We start from the raw sequence: 18,616 nt of genomic DNA, 5'->3' as shown, positions 1-18,616 counted from the left end.
CACCCTATCTCCCAAAAAGCCAACTGATTCCCGATCAGTTGGCTTTTTTTATTCCCGATCGAAAAAGACACCGCGTATCGAATCCGATAACGGCTCTCCAAACGTCAAATAAGGTGACGGAACCGGCTGAACGCCTCGCGTCACCCCTTAGAGTTCCGACCGATCCAATCCAGTCAGAACCTCCCATCATGAAAAAACTTGCCCCTGCACACGCACGCGGAGCCGGATCGGCGGCGCGATTCGCCACGGCCGCCTCGAACTTCAACGCAGCCTTGGCACGCAACGATTTCCGCGCCGGCGCTCAATTCGCCGAAGAGGCGTTACGCATCGTTCCGGGGCACATGATGGTTCTATCCGACTACGCGCTCTGCCTGATGCGCATAGGCGCGCACGAAGACGCCTACAAGATCTACACGAACATTCTGGCAGCTTCGCCAGCGAAGCAGCGCCAGGCATCGTCGACCTGGTTCCACGGTTTGGTCGAACTATGCGGCCTGATGGGCAAACACGACGAATTGCGCCGCCACGGACTGCACGCGCTCAATGAAGCGGACGCCATGTACCGCTCGTCGGGCATCAGGCTGGACGCGGCGACCCAACCCCCGGCTTTCGACCCGACCAGGCCCGAAGAAAACATCATCGCGTTTTCGCTGTTCGGCGCGAACCCGCGATATTGCGAGCCTGCGGTCGTCAATGCGCAGGTGACGCGCGAACTGTTCAAGGGCTGGACATGCCGCGTCTATCTCGACGACACCGTGCCCCAGCACGTGCATCGGCGACTGCGCGAAGCCGGCGCGCAACTCGTCGAAATGAACTCGAACGGTCCCAACCCGATCAATCCCCTGATGTGGCGCTTCCTCGTCATCGACGACCCGAGAGTCAAGCGCTTCCTGCTGCGCGACGCCGATTCGCTGCTGTCCGAACGCGAGGCCGCGGCGGTCGAAGCATGGCTCGACAGCCCGTTCCTCTTCCACCACATGCGCGACTACTGCTCGCACACGGAGTTGATCCTCGCGGGCTTGTGGGGCGGCTGCACCGGCATCCTGCCGAACATCGAGCGCGCGATGAGCGATTACACCAAGCAAAAGGCGGCAACCAGCGGCCGCTTCATCGACCAGCATTTCCTGCGCGAAAAAGTCTGGCCGACGATGCGTCAAAGCGTGCTCTGCCACGACGATCTCTTCGGCTTCCACGGCGCCCGGCCGTTTCCCGCGCATGCACCCGTGCGCTGGAAGACCGATCAGTTTCACGTCGGCAGCAACGCGAGCCACCGGGGGATCGGCAGTCCCATCGAGCGGCCGGAAGGCACGACGCTGCGCGTGGTCTTCGGCGATGCCGAGGGCGTTCCGCTGTTCGACTATGAGGCTGTAGTGAGCGGCAAGCGCTGGGTCCTCGACATGCCGTTCTTCCTGATCGACGCGATCCAGCAAGGGCAGCTCACAGTGCGTGCCGAGCAGTAAAGTTACGCCGCAACGACCTGGACGATAGAAAACCCCACGCCAAGGCTCTTCGCCACTCTGATCTGCAACGGGATGCGCTCCTTGAGCGCGTCGACGTGGCTGATCACGCCGATCGTCTTGCCGCGCGCGTTGAGCGAATCGAGTGCATTCAACGCGATCTCCAGCGTTTCTCCGTCGAGCGTGCCGAAGCCTTCGTCGAGGAAGAGCGAATCGATCGACGTCTTGTGGCTAACCAGATCCGACAGCGCCAGCGCGAGTGCGAGGCTCACAAGAAAGCTTTCGCCGCCCGATAGCGTCCGCGTATCGCGCGCGACATCGCCCTGCCATGTATCGACGACTTCCATCTCCAGGTCGCCGCTCGCCTTCCGACTCAACTGATAGCGTCCATGCAGGTGCGTGAGCTGCCGGTTCGCGAGATAGACGAGATGATCGAGCGTCAACCCTTGCGCGAACTTGCGATACTTCGCGCCATCGGACGAGCCGATCAGGCTGCTCAGGCGCTGCCACAAGTCGTATTGCTTACGCTGCGTTTCGATTGCGTCGAAGAGCGCCTGCTTGCTCAGGCGTTGCTGTTCATCGTGCTTCAAGGCGGCGCGGATTTCGCCTTGTCGCCGATTCACGGTGCCGAGCGTCGAGACCAGTTCATCGGATTGCCGTTGCAGCGCTTCGGCGGACTGGTCGGTTTTCGGATCGGCGAGCAGATCGTTATGCCGCTTCTCGGCGGACGCGCGCAAGGTTCGCGCTTCGGTGAGCAGCCTTTCGAGCGCGGTCTTGAGAGCTTGCAGGCGCTCACGCTCGTCGTGAGGTAGCAAGGCTTGCGCGAAGGCGGCTTCATCGTCGAACGGACTGAGTTTTAGCGCCGCTTCCCACGACTCGGCCGATTTTTCAGCCGCAACCGTGTCCTCCGACAGACGATGCGTCAAGGTCCTTTCCGCGCCATCGAGCGCGTTCGCGCGATCACGCATTGCTTCGTGATTTGCTGCGGCTTGCTCGAAGTCCGCTTCCGCGTTCCGCGACGATTCGATCGTTTCCGACACAAGCTCAGGACAGGTCGCTTCGTATTCGAGCCATCGGGCCGTCCACTGCTCTTCCAACTGCGAGGCGGCGTCGAGTGCCTGCCGGGCGGCTTTCGTTTGATGCGACAGTGTCTGGCTGCGATCCGTCGCCGCCTGCCACGCGCGCCAATCGGCATTGCGTTGCAGAAGCCAGTCGCGCCACTGCGACCAGTCGTCGGGCGGCACGGCGCTGGCTTCTTCAACCGACGCGTCGAGCATCCGCTCCTTCTGCGCGATCAATACCTGATGCGCCGCGATGCGCTCGCCGGCCTCCTCGAACGACTTCTCGCACGCCGAGCGCTTTTCACCCAGCACAGCGAGGTCGCGCGTGCGCTCGGCCGTCGCCGTTTGCGCTGCGTGCCGCGCTTCCGCGGAACGCGCGATGCGGCCATTCAGCTTCTCGACCCGATCGAGCGTTTCCTGCGCTTGCTCCAGTGCCGCCGCGTGGCGCTCGACGTGCGCATCGAGCGATGCCCGGTCGTGCAACTCGACTTCTATCTTCGCGCACAGCATGCGCCAGTCTTGCGCATGCTGGGCTTCGTCCGTCGTCCATTGATCGATGCGCTTCTGCAAATGCCCGACAGCGGCCATCGATACAGCGATCGCTTTCTCCGCCGCGTTGCGCGAGTCGGCGAGCTTGTGAAGCGCCGCTTCCTTCGCTTCGAGATCGCGCTGAGTCGCGGACGCATCGAGCGCCTGATACTCGACGATCGCCGGATGCTCGTGCGAGCCGCACAACGGGCAAGCTTCGCCTTCGCGCAGCGCAGCGCGGTGGTCGGCGAGTTGCAGGATCACCTTCTCCTGTTCGAGCAATCGCTTCTTGTCGGCTATCTGCTCGCGCAGGGCGCGGCATTCATCGTTGAGCCGCTTGCTCGCGTTGGTGTTGTCCTTGAGCGACGCCTGATGCGTCGTCAGGTCGGCGATGTCTGCGTGCTGCTGTCTGCTTCCCTGCTCGCGCGTCAGCGCAAGCTGAAGCAGGCGGTTCAACACGGACTGTTGCTGTTGCAGTTGCTGGCAGCGCGTTTTCAGTGCGGCTTCTTCCTGTCCTTCGAGTGTCTGCGCAAGACACGTGCGCTCGTCGGACTCCGCCTTGCGCGCCAGTTCAAGCGCCTCTTCCGACTGCCGGACCACACCGCGTTGAGCCTCGATGTCATTCGTGTGCTTCGCGATCGTCTCGCTGCACTCGCGCTGTTTCTTGCGCGTGGCGTCGATGTCGTCGAGAAGATGCTGCCGCGCTTCGAGTTGCGAACGCCATGCCGTGATTTGCTCACCGAGCTTGCTTCGATGCGGATGCTCATCGAGCGTGTCCTGCACGCGTTTTTCCTGCAAGAGCACATCATTCAGCGACGCATGCCTGCCCGCCGTGATCTGCTTTCGCAGATGAAACGCGAATCGCGCACTGCGGGCCGCATCGAGCAATGCGCGCTGGCGCTCCGCCTTCGCCGTCGCGAGACGCTGCGTCGTTCCGGCGAGCGTGTGCCGCGCGCGGAGCATCGCGCCGTGTTCGACACGCAGCTTCTCGGCCGGCTCGCTTGCCGCGAGCCTGTCCAGATCCGGCCTCGAATCGGCGAGCTTTTGCAGCGCGGTCTGCTCGTCGGCGCTGGTCTGCTGGACCTGCACCTGAGCCGCCGACAACGCCTTGCGCCATTGCAGCATCGCTTCGATGGACCGCTGCTGCGCGGTGAGACGAAGCGACTGTTCGGCGAAGCTGGCTTCCTCCAGGCGCAACGCCGAAAGCGCCTCATCCGTGAGCAGCTGCACGCCCTCGGCGCGAGCCTGCAACTTGCCTAACGCGTTCTCTTCGGTACGCATCCGCTCGAACACGTTCTGCGAGATCAGCCCGTAGATATCGGTGCCCGTCAGCTCTTCGAGCAGTTCGGCGCGCTCGTTCGCCTTCGCTTCGAGGAACGCGGCAAAGCCGCCTTGCGCGAGCATCATCGATTGGGTGAAGCGCTTGAAGTCGAGCCCCGTGATCTCTTCGACGATCCTCAGCTTGTCGTTGATCCTCTCGGTGACGATCGTGCCGTCCAGGCGGGCGAGTTCGACCTTCGGCTGTTGCAGGTTGCCGCTTGCCTTGTCGCGTGCGCGGCGCTGGCTCCAGAACGCGCGGTAGCCCTGGCCCTTCACTTCGAATTCGACTTCCGCGAGGCATTCGAATGTATGCCGCGTCATCAACTCGTTCGTGCTCGCGGACACCGATTCCATGCGCGGCGTGCGGTGATAGAGCGCGAGACAGATCGCGTCGAGCAGCGTGGTCTTGCCGGCGCCGGTCGGTCCGGTGATCGCGAAGAGTCCGTTGTCCTTGAACGGCGGGCGGGTGAAGTCGATCTTCCAGTCGCCCTTGAGCGAGTTCAGGTTGCAGAGGCGCAGCGACAGGATTCTCATGATCCACGCGCTTCGCCGATGCCGGCCACGACCTCGCGATACATCGACGTCAACTGTGCGCGCAAGTCGTCATCGAGGGTTTCGGTTTGCAGGCGGCGCGCGAACACATCATCGGGCGTGAGTTCGTTGAGCGTTTCTTTGGCCTGCGCCTGAAGCGCGTTCTGCTGCGCCGAGCGTTCGCGCCGGATACGCAATACTTCGACCGGCAGGCCCTTCGTCATCTCGTCGATACGCGCTTGCAGATCGCTGAGGTAGTCATCCGCGGCGACGACGACTTCGAGCCACACCGTCGTGCCTTCCGACACCTCATCGGCGGCGGCGCGAATCGACACGGCGAGCGCCTCCAGCGATCCTTTCACCGAAAGAAGCGGCTGGAAGCAGGGTACGTCGATCGGCGTGACGGCATCGAGTCCTTGGATCGATACATCGACAAGCAACATTTGCTTGGTCTGCCGCGCTTCGTCGAAGCTCAACGCGATCGGCGAACCGCTATAGCGAATGTGTTCGAGTCCGCCTACCTTCTGCGGCCGGTGAATATGTCCGAGCGCGATGTAGTCGGCGGCGGGGAACGCGGCGGTCGGAAACGCTTCGAGCGCGCCGACGTAGATCTCGCGCACCGATTCGCTCGCGCTCGCGCCGACCGTCGTCAGATGCCCGGTCGCGACGATCGGCAAGCGCACGCCCAGTTCCGCGCGCTTCTGCACCGCGAGGGCGAAGAGCGCCTGATAGTGCGCGTGAATCGCATCCTGCAGCGACGCCTGTTTGTCACGTGCGTTCTCTCCCGCGACGCTCATCAACACATCGCGCGGACGAATGAACGGAATCGCGCAGACGATCGCGCCGGGCGCGCCATCGCGTGTAGTGAGCACTTGCACTTGTTCGTTCGGATCGTCCTGCACCGATGGCATGACGAACGTGTTCAGCAACGCGAGCAAGTCGCGCGACTCCTGGAGCATCGCTACCGAATCGTGATTGCCGGCGAGCACGGTAAGCCCCACGCCAGCTTCGCGCAGCGCGAGGACCAGGCGGTTATACAACTCGCGCGCGTAGCTTGGCGGCGCGCCGGTGTCGAAGATATCGCCGGCGATCAGGACCGCATCGACATGGTGGATGCGCGTCTGCTCGACAAGCCACTCGATCAGCTTCTGATGTTCGGTCTGTCTGGAATGCCCGAGAAAATACTGGCCGAGATGCCAGTCGGAGGTGTGCAGGATTCGCATCGATGGTTTGGGTCGGCTTGGCTTGCTGCGGGGAGTGCATCTTTGCAGCAAGTTTAGCCGATGGCGATGCGAGCTTCGGTCGGACGGCGGGAATGGCACCTTATGGGCATGGACGTCGTTATAGGAGTTTTCGAGTAACCCCGGTTGCGTCAGACCGAGGAGATCAGTACCTGAATTGCCGCCATCGGTTATGGAGGTTCCCTCTAACTGCTCCACAGATTACTTCGTCACCCGGATAAAAATAAAAGATGCAGCAGCTAGACATTCTCGTCGTCGAAATTTCGCCCGAACCTGCTCACCGCTTCCCCGCCGTGCTGTATCGCGGGGTTACATGGGATCTGAGCCATTTGGATTCGTTCGCGTTCAAGATGGACTTGGGGATGGGCAGCGATGTGACGGTGCTGGTCCTCTTTTCGTGTCACTGTTTCTCTCACAGTTTTCGTTGGGACGAACGACCTCGTCACGAAATTCCGGTCGCGGAAATCTACGACGATGGGAGGGAGCAGCGGGTGCTCAGCGCCACGCGATATGAGTTGTCACGCAGATACCTGCGTGACATCGTCGTGAGTTTGCGCACCAGACGAATCGCAGTCGCTGACGAGAAGCAACCAAATTTCGTCACGTGCGAGAGTGTGAACTCGGACGGAACGATATCGGTCTACGCGGTCTTCTTTGGCGTGGAGAAAGACAAGAAACGCAAGCGCCGCCTCGTTCTTCGTGTCCAGTCCGCGTATGTTCTCCGCGACGGGCTCTCGCGACGTCAGACGAAAGCCCGCAAGGTCGCATTCGATACGCTCTTGAGAGCGACGTATCTGGGCAAGGTGATTCGGGGATGACGCATCAGAAAGACCGACGGCCACCTCTCGGTGGCCGTCGCATGTGGGGCTCTCTATCCGTCTTACTCAGTGTTTCGACAGAATTCCCACTCCGGGTGGGACCCGGTTTCCCGGGCGGCACTACGTTTTTTACACCCACTTGTACGTAGTATTTAGAGCCAAGAATATACCGCAGTCGGGGCGTTGGTCAACTTCGCAGGGGCCCGATCATGCGTCCGGCTTGACGGGCAGCCATATTTCGGTGACGAGCTCGGTCGGCGGCGTGTCGCGTGGATTGTTGAGATAGACCTCGTGAACCGGCGCATCGGCGGTCTCGCGGCCGGAATGCGGCAGCCATTCGCCGTACAGCCACTGATAGGCGAAGCAAAGCTGCGCATAAGGACCGACGTGCGTGAGCACCGCGAACTCGCCGCCCGCGACATCGACGCGCGCGACTGGCGCCGAAAACTCGACTTCGTCCGGCCGCGCGATCTCGACGCACGCTTGCGAATGCAGGTCGCTTTCCGGCGTCGCGTCCGGATCGTCGAAATAGATGCCGAGCCAGCGCGCGTCGGGTGCGAGCTGATTGCGCGTCGCGAGCCAGTGCGCGACCGTCTCGAACGCCTGGCCGATGTTCATGTACGGACCCCTGTGATCGACGGCTGCGACGGTGAACGCTTCGTGCGTGCGGATGTCGACTGGATGCATGGCGTAGCCTCCCGGTTGTGTCGAGTCGGACGGCAGCGGGCGCCATTGCGCCGCGCCGCCTTCATTGCGAAACTGCGCGGGCGGCATGCGGTAGCTCGCCTGGAACGCGCGCGAGAACGCCTGGACGCTGCTGTAGCCCGCGCGTTGCGCGACGGCATCGATCGGCGTCGAACCGCGCACGAGCTCGTTCGCCGCGCGATGCAACCGCAGCCGCCGCACGGTCGCCGCCGCCGTTTCGCCGTAGAACGCGTGATAAATCCGGTGCCAGTGATACGGCGACAGACACGCGATTTCCGCGAGCCGGTTGAGGTCGAGTGCGTCGTCGAGATGGTCGTGGATGTAGTCGATCACGCGGCTCAGGCGCGTTTCGTACAAGCGCGGATGGGTTGTGTCGGTCATGGTCGGCCTTGGTTCGAATGCGATGAAACAACGTTAGCACGCTCGCATTTAGCAAATCTTGCGGACTTGACGCGCGGCTGCGAAATCGGCAACCCGCCCGCACACGCGTACACTTCGGGCATCAAACCCGCAAACACAGCGCGCCGCTCAAGCCGGTGCGCGCATCGATTACCTGAAACGAAACAATCATGTTTACCTGTCGAAACCAGCCATGTGGCGCCCAGTGGGAAGTGTCGGACGTCGTCATCAAGAACGAAGGCCAGGGTCTCCTGTTCCGCTGCCCGTTGTGCGGCGCGCGCAACAAGGTGATCCGCCACGACGCCGCCGACGGCACGATCACCTACGAGCAGGACAATTCGATCCCGCCGAAGAGCACCCAATAAAACCATGAAGCCCGATACCTCCTTCAGCAGCCTGCCGCTCTCGCCCGCGATGCAGGAGAACCTGCAGCAACTCGGCTACCTCACGATGACGCCGATCCAGGCCGCGAGTCTGCCCGTCGCGCTCGACGGTCACGATCTGATCGCGCAGGCGAAGACGGGCAGCGGCAAGACGGCCGCGTTTGCGCTGCCGCTGCTCGCGAAGCTCGATCCGCGCCTCTTCTCCGTGCAGGCGCTCGTGCTGTGCCCGACGCGCGAACTCGCCGATCAGGTCACGCAGGAAATCCGCCGACTCGCGCGCGCGGAAGACAACATCAAGATCCTGACGCTGTGCGGCGGCATTCCGATGCGTCCGCAGATTGCGAGCCTGGAGCACGGCGCGCATATCGCGGTCGGCACGCCGGGCCGCATCATGGATCACCTCGAACGCGGCACGCTGACGCTCGATGCGCTGCGCACGCTGGTGCTCGACGAAGCGGACCGCATGCTCGACATGGGCTTCTTCGACGATATCGCAGCGGTCGCGCGGCAATGTCCGAAGGAGCGGCAGACGCTGCTGTTCTCCGCGACGTATCCCGAAGGCATCGTGAAACTGAGCCAGCAGTTCCTGAAGAAGCCGAAGGAGATCAAGCTCACCGAGCAGCACACGAACGCGAAGATCAAGCAGCGCTTCTACGAAGTCGACGACAACGAGCGCCTGCACGCCGTGGGCCTCCTGCTCGATCATTACCGGCCGGTCAGCACGCTCGCGTTCTGCAACACGAAGCAGCAGTGCCGCGACCTGCTCGACGTGTTGCGCGCGCAGGGTTTCGAAGCGCTCGCGCTGCACGGCGAGCTGGAGCAGCGCGAGCGCGATCAGGTGCTGGTGCAGTTCGCCAATCGCAGTTGCTCGGTGCTGGTCGCAACCGACGTCGCCGCGCGCGGGCTCGACATCGCGCAACTGGAAGCGGTGATCAACGTCGACGTGACGCCCGATCCCGAGGTCCACGTGCACCGCATCGGCCGCACCGGCCGCGCCGACGAGGAAGGCTGGGCGCTCACGCTCGCGAGCATGGACGAGATGGGGCGCGTCGGCAGCATCGAGCAGGCGCAGGGCAAGGAAGTGGAATGGCATCCGCTCGCCGAACTGACATCGGCGACGCCCGGCCACCTGAAGCCGCCGATGGCGACGCTGCAGATTCTCGGCGGGCGCAAGGAGAAGATCCGTCCCGGCGACGTGCTCGGCGCGCTGACCGGCGAAGCGGGCTTTACCGGCTCGCAGATCGGCAAGATCAACGTGACCGACATGTCCACCTACGTGGCCGTCGAGCGGAGCATCGCCGACGATGCCGTGCGCAAGCTTTCCGCCGGCAAGGTCAAGGGCAAGAAGGTGAAGGTGCGGCGGATCTGAAACGCGTAATGCATGAAACGCGCAACGTTGATCGGACGAATCCGATAGTTTGCGCGGGGAGTCTCCACTAGCATCGGCCGGTTCAATTCGCCGACCCGACTCCCATGCCCGACACGCTCACGCCGCTCCATCTTGCGCTCGACCACCACCAGGCCGGGCGCCTCGCCAGCGCCGAAGCCGGCTACCGCCGCATCATCGAAGACAACCCCGGACACGTCGAGGCGCTGCATTACCTCGGCGTGCTGCTGCATCAGCGCGGGGAACATCGAGGCGCGGCCGAATACCTCGACCGCGCGCTCGTGCTTTCGCCGCACTACGCCGCGTGCTGGAGCAATCGCGGGCTGGTCGCGGCCGCGCTCGCCGACAGCGCGTTCGCCGTGACATGCCAGCGGCGCGCGCTCGCCATCGATCCTTCGTTTGCGAACGCGCATAACAATCTTGGCGTCGCGCTGCAGAAGCTCGGCCGCGACGACGAAGCCATCGACGCCTACCAGCAGGCCATCGCCCATCAGCCCGGTTTCATCGATGCGCGCACGAATCTCGGCGCATCGCTCGCGAAGCTCAAGCGTCATGAAGAGGCGCTCGCCGTTCATCGCGAGGCACTCGCGCTCGATCCGGCGAATTCCGGCGCGCATTTTGGCGTGGGCAATGCGCTGCGCGAACTCGGCCGTCTCGATGACGCGATCGGTAGCCTGCAACGCGCCGTCGAACTGGCGCCGGCGCATTTCGAATCGCGCGTGAATCTCGGCACGACGCTGGGCTTGCGCGGACGTTTCACCGAAGCCGAAGCGCAGTACCGTCACGCGCTGACCTTGCGCGACGACCCGCAGATTCATGTGTGCGTCGGCGCGGCGCTCGGGGCGCAAGGGCGCTTCGACGAGGAGGCGCCGCATTATCGGCACGCGCTCACGCTCGACCCCGATCACGCCGACGCGCAGCACAATCTTGCGCTGATGCATCTGCGGCGCGGCGAGTTCGAGCAAGGCTGGACGCTCTACGAAACGCGCTGGCGTGCGAGCAAATACACGCGGATCGAGATGCCGGGCATCGCCGAGTGGGCGGGCGAGCCGCTTGGCGGGCGCAAGCTGTTGCTCGTCGGCGAGCAGGGACACGGCGATCAGCTCCAGTTCGTGCGCTATGCCGCCGTGCTCGAACGGATGGGCGCGAGCGTCGACGTGCTCGTGCCGGGCAATATCGCGGAACTGGTTGGCGGCGTGCGTGGCGTGCGGCGCGTGCTCGTCGAGAAGCCGCGGCACGGCTACGACTTCTGGACGCCGATGATGAGCGTGCCGTATCACGTCGCCGGGATCGAGCCGGGCGTGCCCGCCGAGGTGCCGTATCTGCGCGTGAGCGGCGCGCGTCTTCGCGACTGGCCGCAGCGCGTCGCCGATCTCGGTGAAGGGAGGCGGCGTGTCGGTGTCGTGTGGGCGGGCAGTCCGACTTTCGCCAACGACCGCTTTCGCTCGATGCCGCTCGCCGCGCTCGGCGGTCTCGCCGATGTGCCGGGCATCGCGTGGTTTTCGCTGCAAAAGGGACCGGCGCGCGCGCAACTCGAAGGCGCGGCGCTCGCGCTGCACGACCTCACCGAACAAATCCAGGATTTCGCGGATACCGCCGCGCTCATCGAACAACTCGATCTCGTCATCACCGTGGATACGTCGGTTGCGCATCTGGCGGGCGCGCTCGGCAAGCCGGTGTGGGTGCTGCTGCCGGCGAACTACGACTGGCGCTGGATGCTCGATCGCGATGACAGCCCGTGGTATCCGACCATGCGCCTATTCAAGCAGACGTCGCTGGGCGACTGGAGCACGGTGGTGGCGGCGGTCAGGACGGCGCTGATGTCCGGTGGAGTCTGACTGCGGCAACGTGCCGCCGCCCGATCACTCCTTCGCCGCCTGAACCGTCTGCCCGCCGCCCGTATCACGCGTGATGAGCCGCAGCCCGCTCGCGACGCTCGCCGCGCCCGCGAACGCCGCACCCAGCGACAGCGCGAGCGCCGGCCCGTGCTTCCCCGCAATGCCAAAGCACAAGGCGACGAGCGCCGCGCCCGTCGCCTGTCCGAGCAGACGCGCCGTCGCCACCACGCCGCTCGCGCCGCTGCTGCGCTCGCGCGGCGCGCTCGCCATGAACGCCTTCAGGTTCGGCGACTGGAAGAACCCAAAGCCCGCGCCGCAGATCGACATCCGGATGCCGATTTCGAGCGCATGCGGATTCGCCGGCAGCATCGCGAGGGAAACCATTCCCGCGCACATGATCGCGAGCCCGACCCCGCCGAGCAGTCCCGGCGGATGGCGATCGGACAAACGCCCGGCAATCGGCGCCATCAGCGCGACCAACACCGACCACGGCGTCATCAGAAAGCCGGTCTCCACTTGCGTGCGTCCGAGCACGCCTTCGAAATAGAACGGCAGGGACACGAACGCCAAACCCTGCGCGGCGAATGAGAAGACGGCGGTCATCGTCGAGAGCGCGAACATCGGCCGCTTGAAGAGGTCGACGGGGAGCATCGGCGCGGGATGGCCCCGTTCGCGTTGCAGCAGCAACGCGCCCGCGCCGATTGCCACGGCGAGCGCGACCAGCACCACATGCGCCGGCGCGCGCTGCGCAGCTTCGCCGAGCGCGAAGATCAGCGTCGCGAACGTCACCACGTTCAGCGCTGCCGCGACGCGGTCGAAGCCGTGCGCGGCGCGCGGCGTCTGCGGCAGCGCGGGCCATGCGATGACGAGCGCGAGCACGCCGACCGGCAGGTTCACCGCGAAGAGCCACGGCCAGGTTCCGAGCGACAGCACGATCGACGCGACCGTCGGCCCGACCGCGAACGCCACGCCCACGACGAGCGCATTCAACCCGACGCCGCGCCCCAGCCTATGCGGCGGAAAGATCGCGCTGATCAACGCGGTGTTGACGCTCATGACGGCGCTCGCGCCGAGCCCTTGCAGCAGCCGCGCGGCGACGAGCGTCGGTAGCGACCACGACAGCGCGCACACCGCCGACGCCACCGTGAACACGATCAGGCCGCCGAGATAGATTCGCCGCTGCCCGACGATGCCGCCCAGCGCCGCGAACGGCAGCAGCGTCGCGACCATCGCGAGCTGATACGCGTTGATGATCCAGACGGACGCGGCGGGCGTCGCGTGAAGATCGGCGCCGATCGCGGGCAGCGCCGTGTTCGCGATGGCGGTGTCGAGCGTCGCGAGCGCTACCGCCAGCAGGATCGCCGCCATGCCGCGCCGTTCAAGGGGCGTCATCGGGGTGTCGGGGTCGCGCGGTGGCGTCTTGAAGGCGTTCTCGGTCGGCACGGTCGTGGGCGCAAGGCTCGATTAAGCGGATGTTGAGTCCGACACGATACGGGAACCTGCGATTTTGCGCAGGCGCGTGCCGCGCAGCCTTTCAAACAGGTGTCAGCACCGGCTGGCCGGAGAAGTGACGCGTCGCGTTGTCGATGAAGCGCGCCACCGATGCCGCCAGCGCCTCGGGCGAACGTCCGCCGACATGCGGCGTCAGCACGACGCGCGGCGAGCCCGTCAGGAGCGCGGGTGGCGCCGGCTCGCCCTCGTACACGTCGAGGCCCGCGCCGGCGATCACGCCATGCTCGAGCGCCCGTCCGAGCGCCGCCGTATCGACGACGCTGCCGCGCGCCACGTTCACCAGATAACCGCGCGGGCCGAGCGCATCGAGCACGTCCGCGTCGATCAAATGACGCGTCGCCGCGCCGCCCGGCGTCGTGACGACGAGGTAGTCGGCCCAGCCCGCCAGCGCGATCAGTGCATCGAAGTACGCGTAGGGCGTCTCCAGCTGCGCGTGCCGGTTGTGATAACCGACTTCGAGATCGAAGCCGAGCGCGCGCCGCGCCACCTTGCGACCGATATTGCCGAGTCCCACGACGCCGAGCCGCTTGCCCGAGAAGTTCGGTTGCAACGGCAGTTCATCGCGCCAGCGACCCGCGCGGCACGCCTGATCGAGCGCGGGAATCGCGCGCACGGTGGCGAGCAGCAGCGCGAAGGCGTGATCGGCGACGCAATCGTCGTTCGTCCCCGCGCCGTTCGCCACGACGATGCCGCGCGCCTTCGCCGCATCGCGCGCGATGTTCTCGTAGCCCGCGCCGAGCGCGCCGATCAGTTCCAGATGTGGCAGGCGCTCGATGTCGGCGGCGGAGATGCCGGTCGAACCGTTGGTCAGCACCGCGCGAACCCCCTCGCCGTGCGCGGCGAACGCCTGATCGCGCGAGGCGGGATCGCGCGCGTCGATGATGTCGAAGGAAGCGCCGATCGAAGCGCGGCTTTCGCTGGTCAGCGGGATCAGGGCGAGAAGAGTAGGCAGCATGGCTCGAAACGGGTGGACGTTTTCCAGACAGTGCAAAAAATGCGGCGAAATCCCGAAAAATCTTGCCCCGACCCTTCAGGTTATGGCGTAACGCGACGTTAAACGAGGACGCGCTCGCCTTTCGCGCGCCTTGCCGCGTGCAGTTCGCGTGCAGTTATGGGAGGACCTTCAAATGCTGGTCGGGAGTTACAACAGTCTACTGGTGCTGTTTTCTTTTTTGGTCGCCGTGCTCGCGTCCTACACCGCGCTCGACCTCGTCGGCCGCATCAGCAGCGCCAGACGGGTGGCCGCGCGCTGGTGGCTCGGCGGTGGCGCGCTGGCGCTGGGCCTCGGCGTCTGGTCGATGCATTTCATCGGCATGCTCGCGTTCGACTTGCCGATCGACCTCGGCTATGACGTCGGGCTGACGCTGCTTTCGCTGCTGATCGCGGTTGGGTCGTCGACGTTCGCGCTCTGGCTCGGCAGTCGAAGCACGTTGCCGCTGCCGCGGCTCGCCGCCGGCGCGCTGCTGCTCGGCGGCGGCATCGCGGCGATGCACTACACCGGCATGGCCGCGATGAAGATGACGCCCGGCATCGTCTATAGCCCGGTGATCGTCGGCGCATCGGTGGCGATTGCCGTCGTGGCCGGCGGCGCGGCGCTGTGGATCGCGTTCCACCTGCGCCGCCACAGCGCGCGCGTGCGCAGCTACCGGATGGGCGCGGCGCTCGTGATGGGCATCGCGATTGTCGCGATGCATTACACCGGCATGGCGGCCGCGCAGTTTCCGCTTGGCTCGATTTGCGGCGCGGCGCGTGTGGGCCTGAACACCGCATCGCTCGCGCTGCCGATCATCGTCGTCACGATTGCGGTGCTGGCGGTCGCGCTGATCACGTCGGTGCTCGACATGCGCCTCGAAATCAGGACCGCCGCGCTTTCGACGTCGCTTGCCGAAGCGAACCAGGAACTGTCATATCTCGTCCTGCACGACAACCTGACCAAGCTGCCGAACCGTTTGCTGCTCGAAGACCGGTTGAAGCAGGCCATCGACCACGCCGATGCGGAGAAGGGCCGCTTCGCCGTCATGTTCATGGACCTCGACGGCTTCAAGGCCATCAACGACACCTTCGGCCATCATCTGGGCGACATCCTGCTCGCGCAGGCGGCCGACCGCATCCGGGCGAGCGTGCGTGCGCAGGATACGAGTGCGCGGGTGGGCGGCGACGAGTTCGTGCTGGTCGCGAGCGTGCGCGAACCCGGCGATGCCGCGACGATCGCCGACAAGCTCGTCGCCGCGATCGGCGAATCGTTTCAGGTTTCGGGGCATGACCTGCGGGTATCGGTGAGCATCGGGATCGCGATTTATCCGGGCAACGGCGCGGATGCGCACGAGTTGCTGAAGAATGCGGACATCGCGATGTATCACGCGAAATCGCTGGGACGCGCGCAGGCGTGTTTCTTCGAAGGATCGATGAATGCGAACAGCGAGGATCATCTGAACCTGCTGCAGGATTTGCGTCTTGCTGAGAAGCGGGGGCAACTGGTGCTTTATTACCAGCCGAAGTTCCAGGCGCCGAGCGGGCCGATGACGGGCGTCGAAGCGCTGTTGCGGTGGAAACATCCGACGCGCGGCGTGTTGTCGGCGGACAAGTTCATTCCGCTTGCCGAGCGCACGGGGCTGATCGTGCAGATCGGGGAATGGGTGATCGACGAGGCTTGCCGGCAGGTCGCGGCCTGGCGTGCGGCGGGGCAGACGGCGCTCAGCGTGGCGGTGAATATTTCGGCGCTGCAGTTCAACAATAGCCGGCTGGTGCCGGCGGTGGAGGCGGCACTCGCGCGGCATCGGATCGAAGGCGCGGCGCTGACGCTGGAGATTACCGAGTCGACCGCGATGCGGGATGTCGATGCGAGTCTCGATATCCTGCATCGCGTGAGGGCGCTCGGGGTGCGGATTTCGATTGATGATTTCGGGACGGGGTATTCGAGCCTGCTTTATTTGAAGCGGCTGCCGGCCAGTGAGCTGAAGATCGATCGGGGGTTTGTCAGCGATCTCGCACAGGACGGGGAGGACGCGGCGATCGTCTCGGCGATCATCGCGCTTGGGCAGACGATGAATCTCGATATCGTGGCGGAAGGGGTGGAGACCGGGGCGCAGAGGGATTTGCTGACGCGGTTGGGGTGTGACTCGTTGCAGGGGTTTTTGTTGGGGAGGCCGATGCCGGCGGGTGAGGTGGAGTGGGGGGTGGAGTTGACTCGTTGCGAGTGAGGCGCGTGCTTTTGGGGGTTGCGCGCTGCGAACGACGGGGGGCTTGTGATGGCGCCGATCGACAGCGGCATTGCTGCTATGTCTTCCCGCTTGCACAGAATCCACAAAGCAAAAAGCCCGGTCGAATGACCGGGCTTTTTGCTTGAATTCGGTGGTGGGGCGTGAGTGACTCGAACACTCGACCTACGGATTAAGAGTCCGCTGCTCTACCAACTGAGCTAACGCCCCGAAAAACTGAATCCGAATTATAGCGATGTTTTTCCGAGACGCGCAAGCCTTCCCGGCAAAAAAATCTCAAAGACAGCCGACACGCCCGCATCGCCCGCCGCTCAGCCGGGCCTCTCGTCCCAAAAACATCCAACCCGGTATGATCGCGAGGCGCCGGAAGCATCGAACCCTCGTGCGCTTCACCCCCGATCAAACCCAAAAAATCATGGACGAAACCGCCATCCGCGCTCTCCTCGACAACATCCTCGCGCCGTGGGTGCGCGAATTGTCACTGCGTCCCGAGCGCACCACCGACGACACCGTCACCCTGCGCCTACCCGATTCCGACGCCCTGCGCCACGCCGGCGGCGTGATCTGCGGCCAGGTCTTCATGTCAGCAGCCGACACGGCGATGGTCGTCGCGATTTCGCACGTCCTCGGCGGCTTCAAACCGATGACCACGGTCTCCCTGAACACGAGCTTCATGCGGCCGGTGAAAACCGGCGACGTCCTCGTAACCGCAAAAGTCTTGCGCCGCGGCCGCAACCTCGTCTTCGGCGAGATAGAGCTGCACGACGCCGAAGGCCAGCTCGCCGCCCACGCCACGACCACCTACACGCTCCTCGGTTAGAGCAAGCAAGCAAGCAAGCAAAGCAATGTTCGATCAAGTCGTATTCGCGGGCGGCGGCAACCGCTGCTGGTGGCAAGCCGGATTCTGGGACGTCGTGCAGCCGCAACTCGACCTGCGTCCGCGCGTGATCACCGGCATCTCAGCCGGCGCCGCCACCGCGTGCATGCTCTACACGAACCGTGCGCAATGGGTGATGGACTACTACGCCCACGCTCTGCGCGACAACACGAAAAACGTCTACTGGGGCAACCTGCTACGCGGACAATCGGTGTTTCCGCACTACCGCATCTACCGCCAGGCGCTGCTCGACATCTTCAGCGACCAGTTCCCGACGCTCCAGTCCGCGCCCGAGATTCGCATCGGCGTGTCGCATCTGCCGCGCTGGCTCGGCGCGCGCAGTGCCGTCGCGGCGGGCCTGATCGCGTACAACATCGAAAAGTACGTGCGCAAGACGCTCCATCCGACGCTCGGCCAGACGCTCGGCTTCCATCCCGAATTCGTGACGGCGCAGGAATGCGCGACCGTCGAGGATCTCGCCGACCTGATCCTGCAGTCGTCGAGCACGCCGCCGTTCACGCCGGTCCTGCGGCGCAACGGCCGCCCGGTCCTCGACGGCGGCATGGTCGACAACGTGCCCGTCGGCGCGCTCGATGCCGCGCCGGGACTCGTCCTCGTGATGGTGACGCGCCTTTATCCGCGTCCGCAGATGTTCGTCGTGCCGCATGGCGAGCAGCGGCGCGTCTACGTGCAGCCGTCGCGCAAGGTGCCGATTTCGAGCTGGGACTATACGAGTCCGTCGCAGATGCAGCATGCTTACGACCTCGGCCGCGTCGATGGCGAGCAGTTCCTGACACGCATCCCCGACCTGATGAGCGCGGCCGCGTCTCTCTGAAACAGGAGCAGAAAGGAGCAGAAGGTGTCGAAAAAACACACTTACGCATTGAGCGTCGTCTGGACGGGCGACCAGGGCTCGGGCACCTCGCGCTACGACGCCTACACGCGCGATCACCTCGTGCGCGTGCCAAACAAGGCGGCCATCGAGGCATCGAGCGATCCGGCCTTTCGCGGCGACGCCACGCGCCACAACCCGGAGGAGTTGTTCGTGGCGTCGCTGTCTTCGTGCCACATGCTCTGGTATCTGCACTTGTGCGCGACGAACGGTGTCGTCGTGACGGGCTACGTCGACGACGCGCTCGGCACGATGGAGGAAAGCGCGCAAGGCGACGGCCGGTTCATCGACGTCCTGCTGCGCCCGCAAGTGACGATCGGCGCGGGCGGCGATGTGGAACTGGCGAAGCGGCTGCACCACGATGCGCACCGCTTCTGTTTCATCGCGAACTCGGTGAATTTCCCGGTGCGCTGCGAACCGTCGATCGACGTTTCAACGATTTAGCGAGC

The 18,616-nt window shown here is 64.6% G+C and carries 14 protein-coding genes and 1 tRNA gene; 9 read left to right on the top strand and 6 right to left on the bottom strand.

Going from position 1 to position 18,616, the window contains the following annotated elements; translation table 11 throughout:
- Positions 1-188 precede the first annotated feature (188 nt).
- Complete coding sequence (locus tag AWB68_RS03185; protein ID WP_087642905.1) at positions 189-1,460, top strand: tetratricopeptide repeat protein; 1,272 nt, start codon at positions 189-191, stop codon at positions 1,458-1,460.
- Positions 1,461-1,462: 2 nt separating this feature from the next.
- Here AWB68_RS03185 and AWB68_RS03180 read toward each other — a convergent pair whose 3' ends face one another.
- Together AWB68_RS03180 and sbcD are read right to left on the bottom strand one after the other, a co-directional pair.
- A complete protein-coding gene (locus AWB68_RS03180) occupies positions 1,463-4,900 on the bottom strand; it encodes an AAA family ATPase (protein ID WP_087642904.1) in 3,438 nt (1,145 codons plus the stop codon).
- A complete protein-coding gene (gene sbcD, locus AWB68_RS03175; RefSeq protein WP_087642903.1) occupies positions 4,897-6,120 on the bottom strand; it encodes an exonuclease subunit SbcD in 1,224 nt (407 codons plus the stop codon). The genes AWB68_RS03180 and sbcD overlap by 4 nt, the downstream gene beginning before the upstream one ends.
- 248 nt (positions 6,121-6,368) lie before the next feature.
- On the opposite strand from sbcD, the gene AWB68_RS03170 reads away from it, so the two are divergent.
- A complete protein-coding gene (locus AWB68_RS03170) occupies positions 6,369-6,956 on the top strand; it encodes a YjaZ family protein (RefSeq protein WP_087642902.1) in 588 nt (195 codons plus the stop codon).
- Between the two features lie 207 nt (positions 6,957-7,163).
- Here the strand turns inward: AWB68_RS03170 and AWB68_RS03165 are convergent, their stop codons facing one another.
- Positions 7,164-8,042, bottom strand: a complete 879-nt coding sequence (locus AWB68_RS03165) for an AraC family transcriptional regulator (protein WP_087642901.1) — start codon at positions 8,040-8,042, stop codon at positions 7,164-7,166.
- 188 nt (positions 8,043-8,230) lie between these two features.
- Here AWB68_RS03165 and AWB68_RS03160 point away from each other — a divergent pair, with 188 nt between their 5' ends.
- From AWB68_RS03160 to AWB68_RS03150, 3 genes are all read left to right on the top strand, one after another.
- Positions 8,231-8,425, top strand: a complete 195-nt coding sequence (locus AWB68_RS03160; protein WP_087642900.1) for a hypothetical protein — start codon at positions 8,231-8,233, stop codon at positions 8,423-8,425.
- A gap of 4 nt (positions 8,426-8,429) precedes the next feature.
- Positions 8,430-9,812: an ATP-dependent RNA helicase DbpA gene (dbpA, locus tag AWB68_RS03155; protein WP_087642899.1), complete on the top strand. Its 1,383-nt coding sequence runs from the start codon at positions 8,430-8,432 to the stop codon at positions 9,810-9,812.
- Positions 9,813-9,916: 104 nt separating this feature from the next.
- The gene (locus AWB68_RS03150; protein ID WP_087642898.1) at positions 9,917-11,668 is read left to right on the top strand and encodes a tetratricopeptide repeat protein; all 1,752 of its coding nucleotides are present in this window, start codon (positions 9,917-9,919) and stop codon (positions 11,666-11,668) included.
- 24 nt (positions 11,669-11,692) lie between these two features.
- Here AWB68_RS03150 and AWB68_RS03145 read toward each other — a convergent pair whose 3' ends face one another.
- Both AWB68_RS03145 and AWB68_RS03140 read right to left on the bottom strand, forming a co-directional pair.
- Positions 11,693-13,060, bottom strand: coding sequence for an MFS transporter (locus AWB68_RS03145; RefSeq protein ID WP_087642937.1), 1,368 nt, complete (start codon positions 13,058-13,060; stop codon positions 11,693-11,695).
- A gap of 142 nt (positions 13,061-13,202) precedes the next feature.
- A complete protein-coding gene (locus AWB68_RS03140) occupies positions 13,203-14,135 on the bottom strand; it encodes a 2-hydroxyacid dehydrogenase (RefSeq protein ID WP_087642897.1) in 933 nt (310 codons plus the stop codon).
- 172 nt (positions 14,136-14,307) lie between these two features.
- Here AWB68_RS03140 and AWB68_RS03135 point away from each other — a divergent pair, with 172 nt between their 5' ends.
- Complete coding sequence (locus AWB68_RS03135; protein ID WP_087642896.1) at positions 14,308-16,380, top strand: putative bifunctional diguanylate cyclase/phosphodiesterase; 2,073 nt, start codon at positions 14,308-14,310, stop codon at positions 16,378-16,380.
- 152 nt (positions 16,381-16,532) lie between these two features.
- Here the strand turns inward: AWB68_RS03135 and AWB68_RS03130 are convergent.
- Positions 16,533-16,608 (bottom strand) — tRNA-Lys (locus AWB68_RS03130).
- 205 nt (positions 16,609-16,813) lie between these two features.
- Between AWB68_RS03130 and AWB68_RS03125 the strand changes: the two genes are divergently transcribed.
- The 3 genes from AWB68_RS03125 to AWB68_RS03115 are packed head-to-tail and all read left to right on the top strand — an operon-like array spanning position 16,814 to position 18,611.
- Positions 16,814-17,218 (top strand): PaaI family thioesterase, encoded by a 405-nt coding sequence (locus AWB68_RS03125; protein ID WP_087642936.1) that lies wholly within the window; start codon positions 16,814-16,816, stop codon positions 17,216-17,218.
- Positions 17,219-17,243: 25 nt separating this feature from the next.
- Complete coding sequence (locus AWB68_RS03120; RefSeq protein WP_087642895.1) at positions 17,244-18,110, top strand: patatin-like phospholipase family protein; 867 nt, start codon at positions 17,244-17,246, stop codon at positions 18,108-18,110.
- A 24-nt stretch (positions 18,111-18,134) separates the two neighbouring features.
- Entirely contained in the window at positions 18,135-18,611 is a 477-nt protein-coding gene (locus AWB68_RS03115) for an OsmC family protein (protein ID WP_087642894.1), read from the top strand.
- Positions 18,612-18,616 lie beyond the last annotated feature (5 nt).

This window comes from Caballeronia choica, from assembly GCF_001544535.1.
GTDB classification, from domain to species: domain Bacteria; phylum Pseudomonadota; class Gammaproteobacteria; order Burkholderiales; family Burkholderiaceae; genus Caballeronia; species Caballeronia choica.
This window is presented reverse-complemented; position numbering and strand designations above follow the sequence as displayed.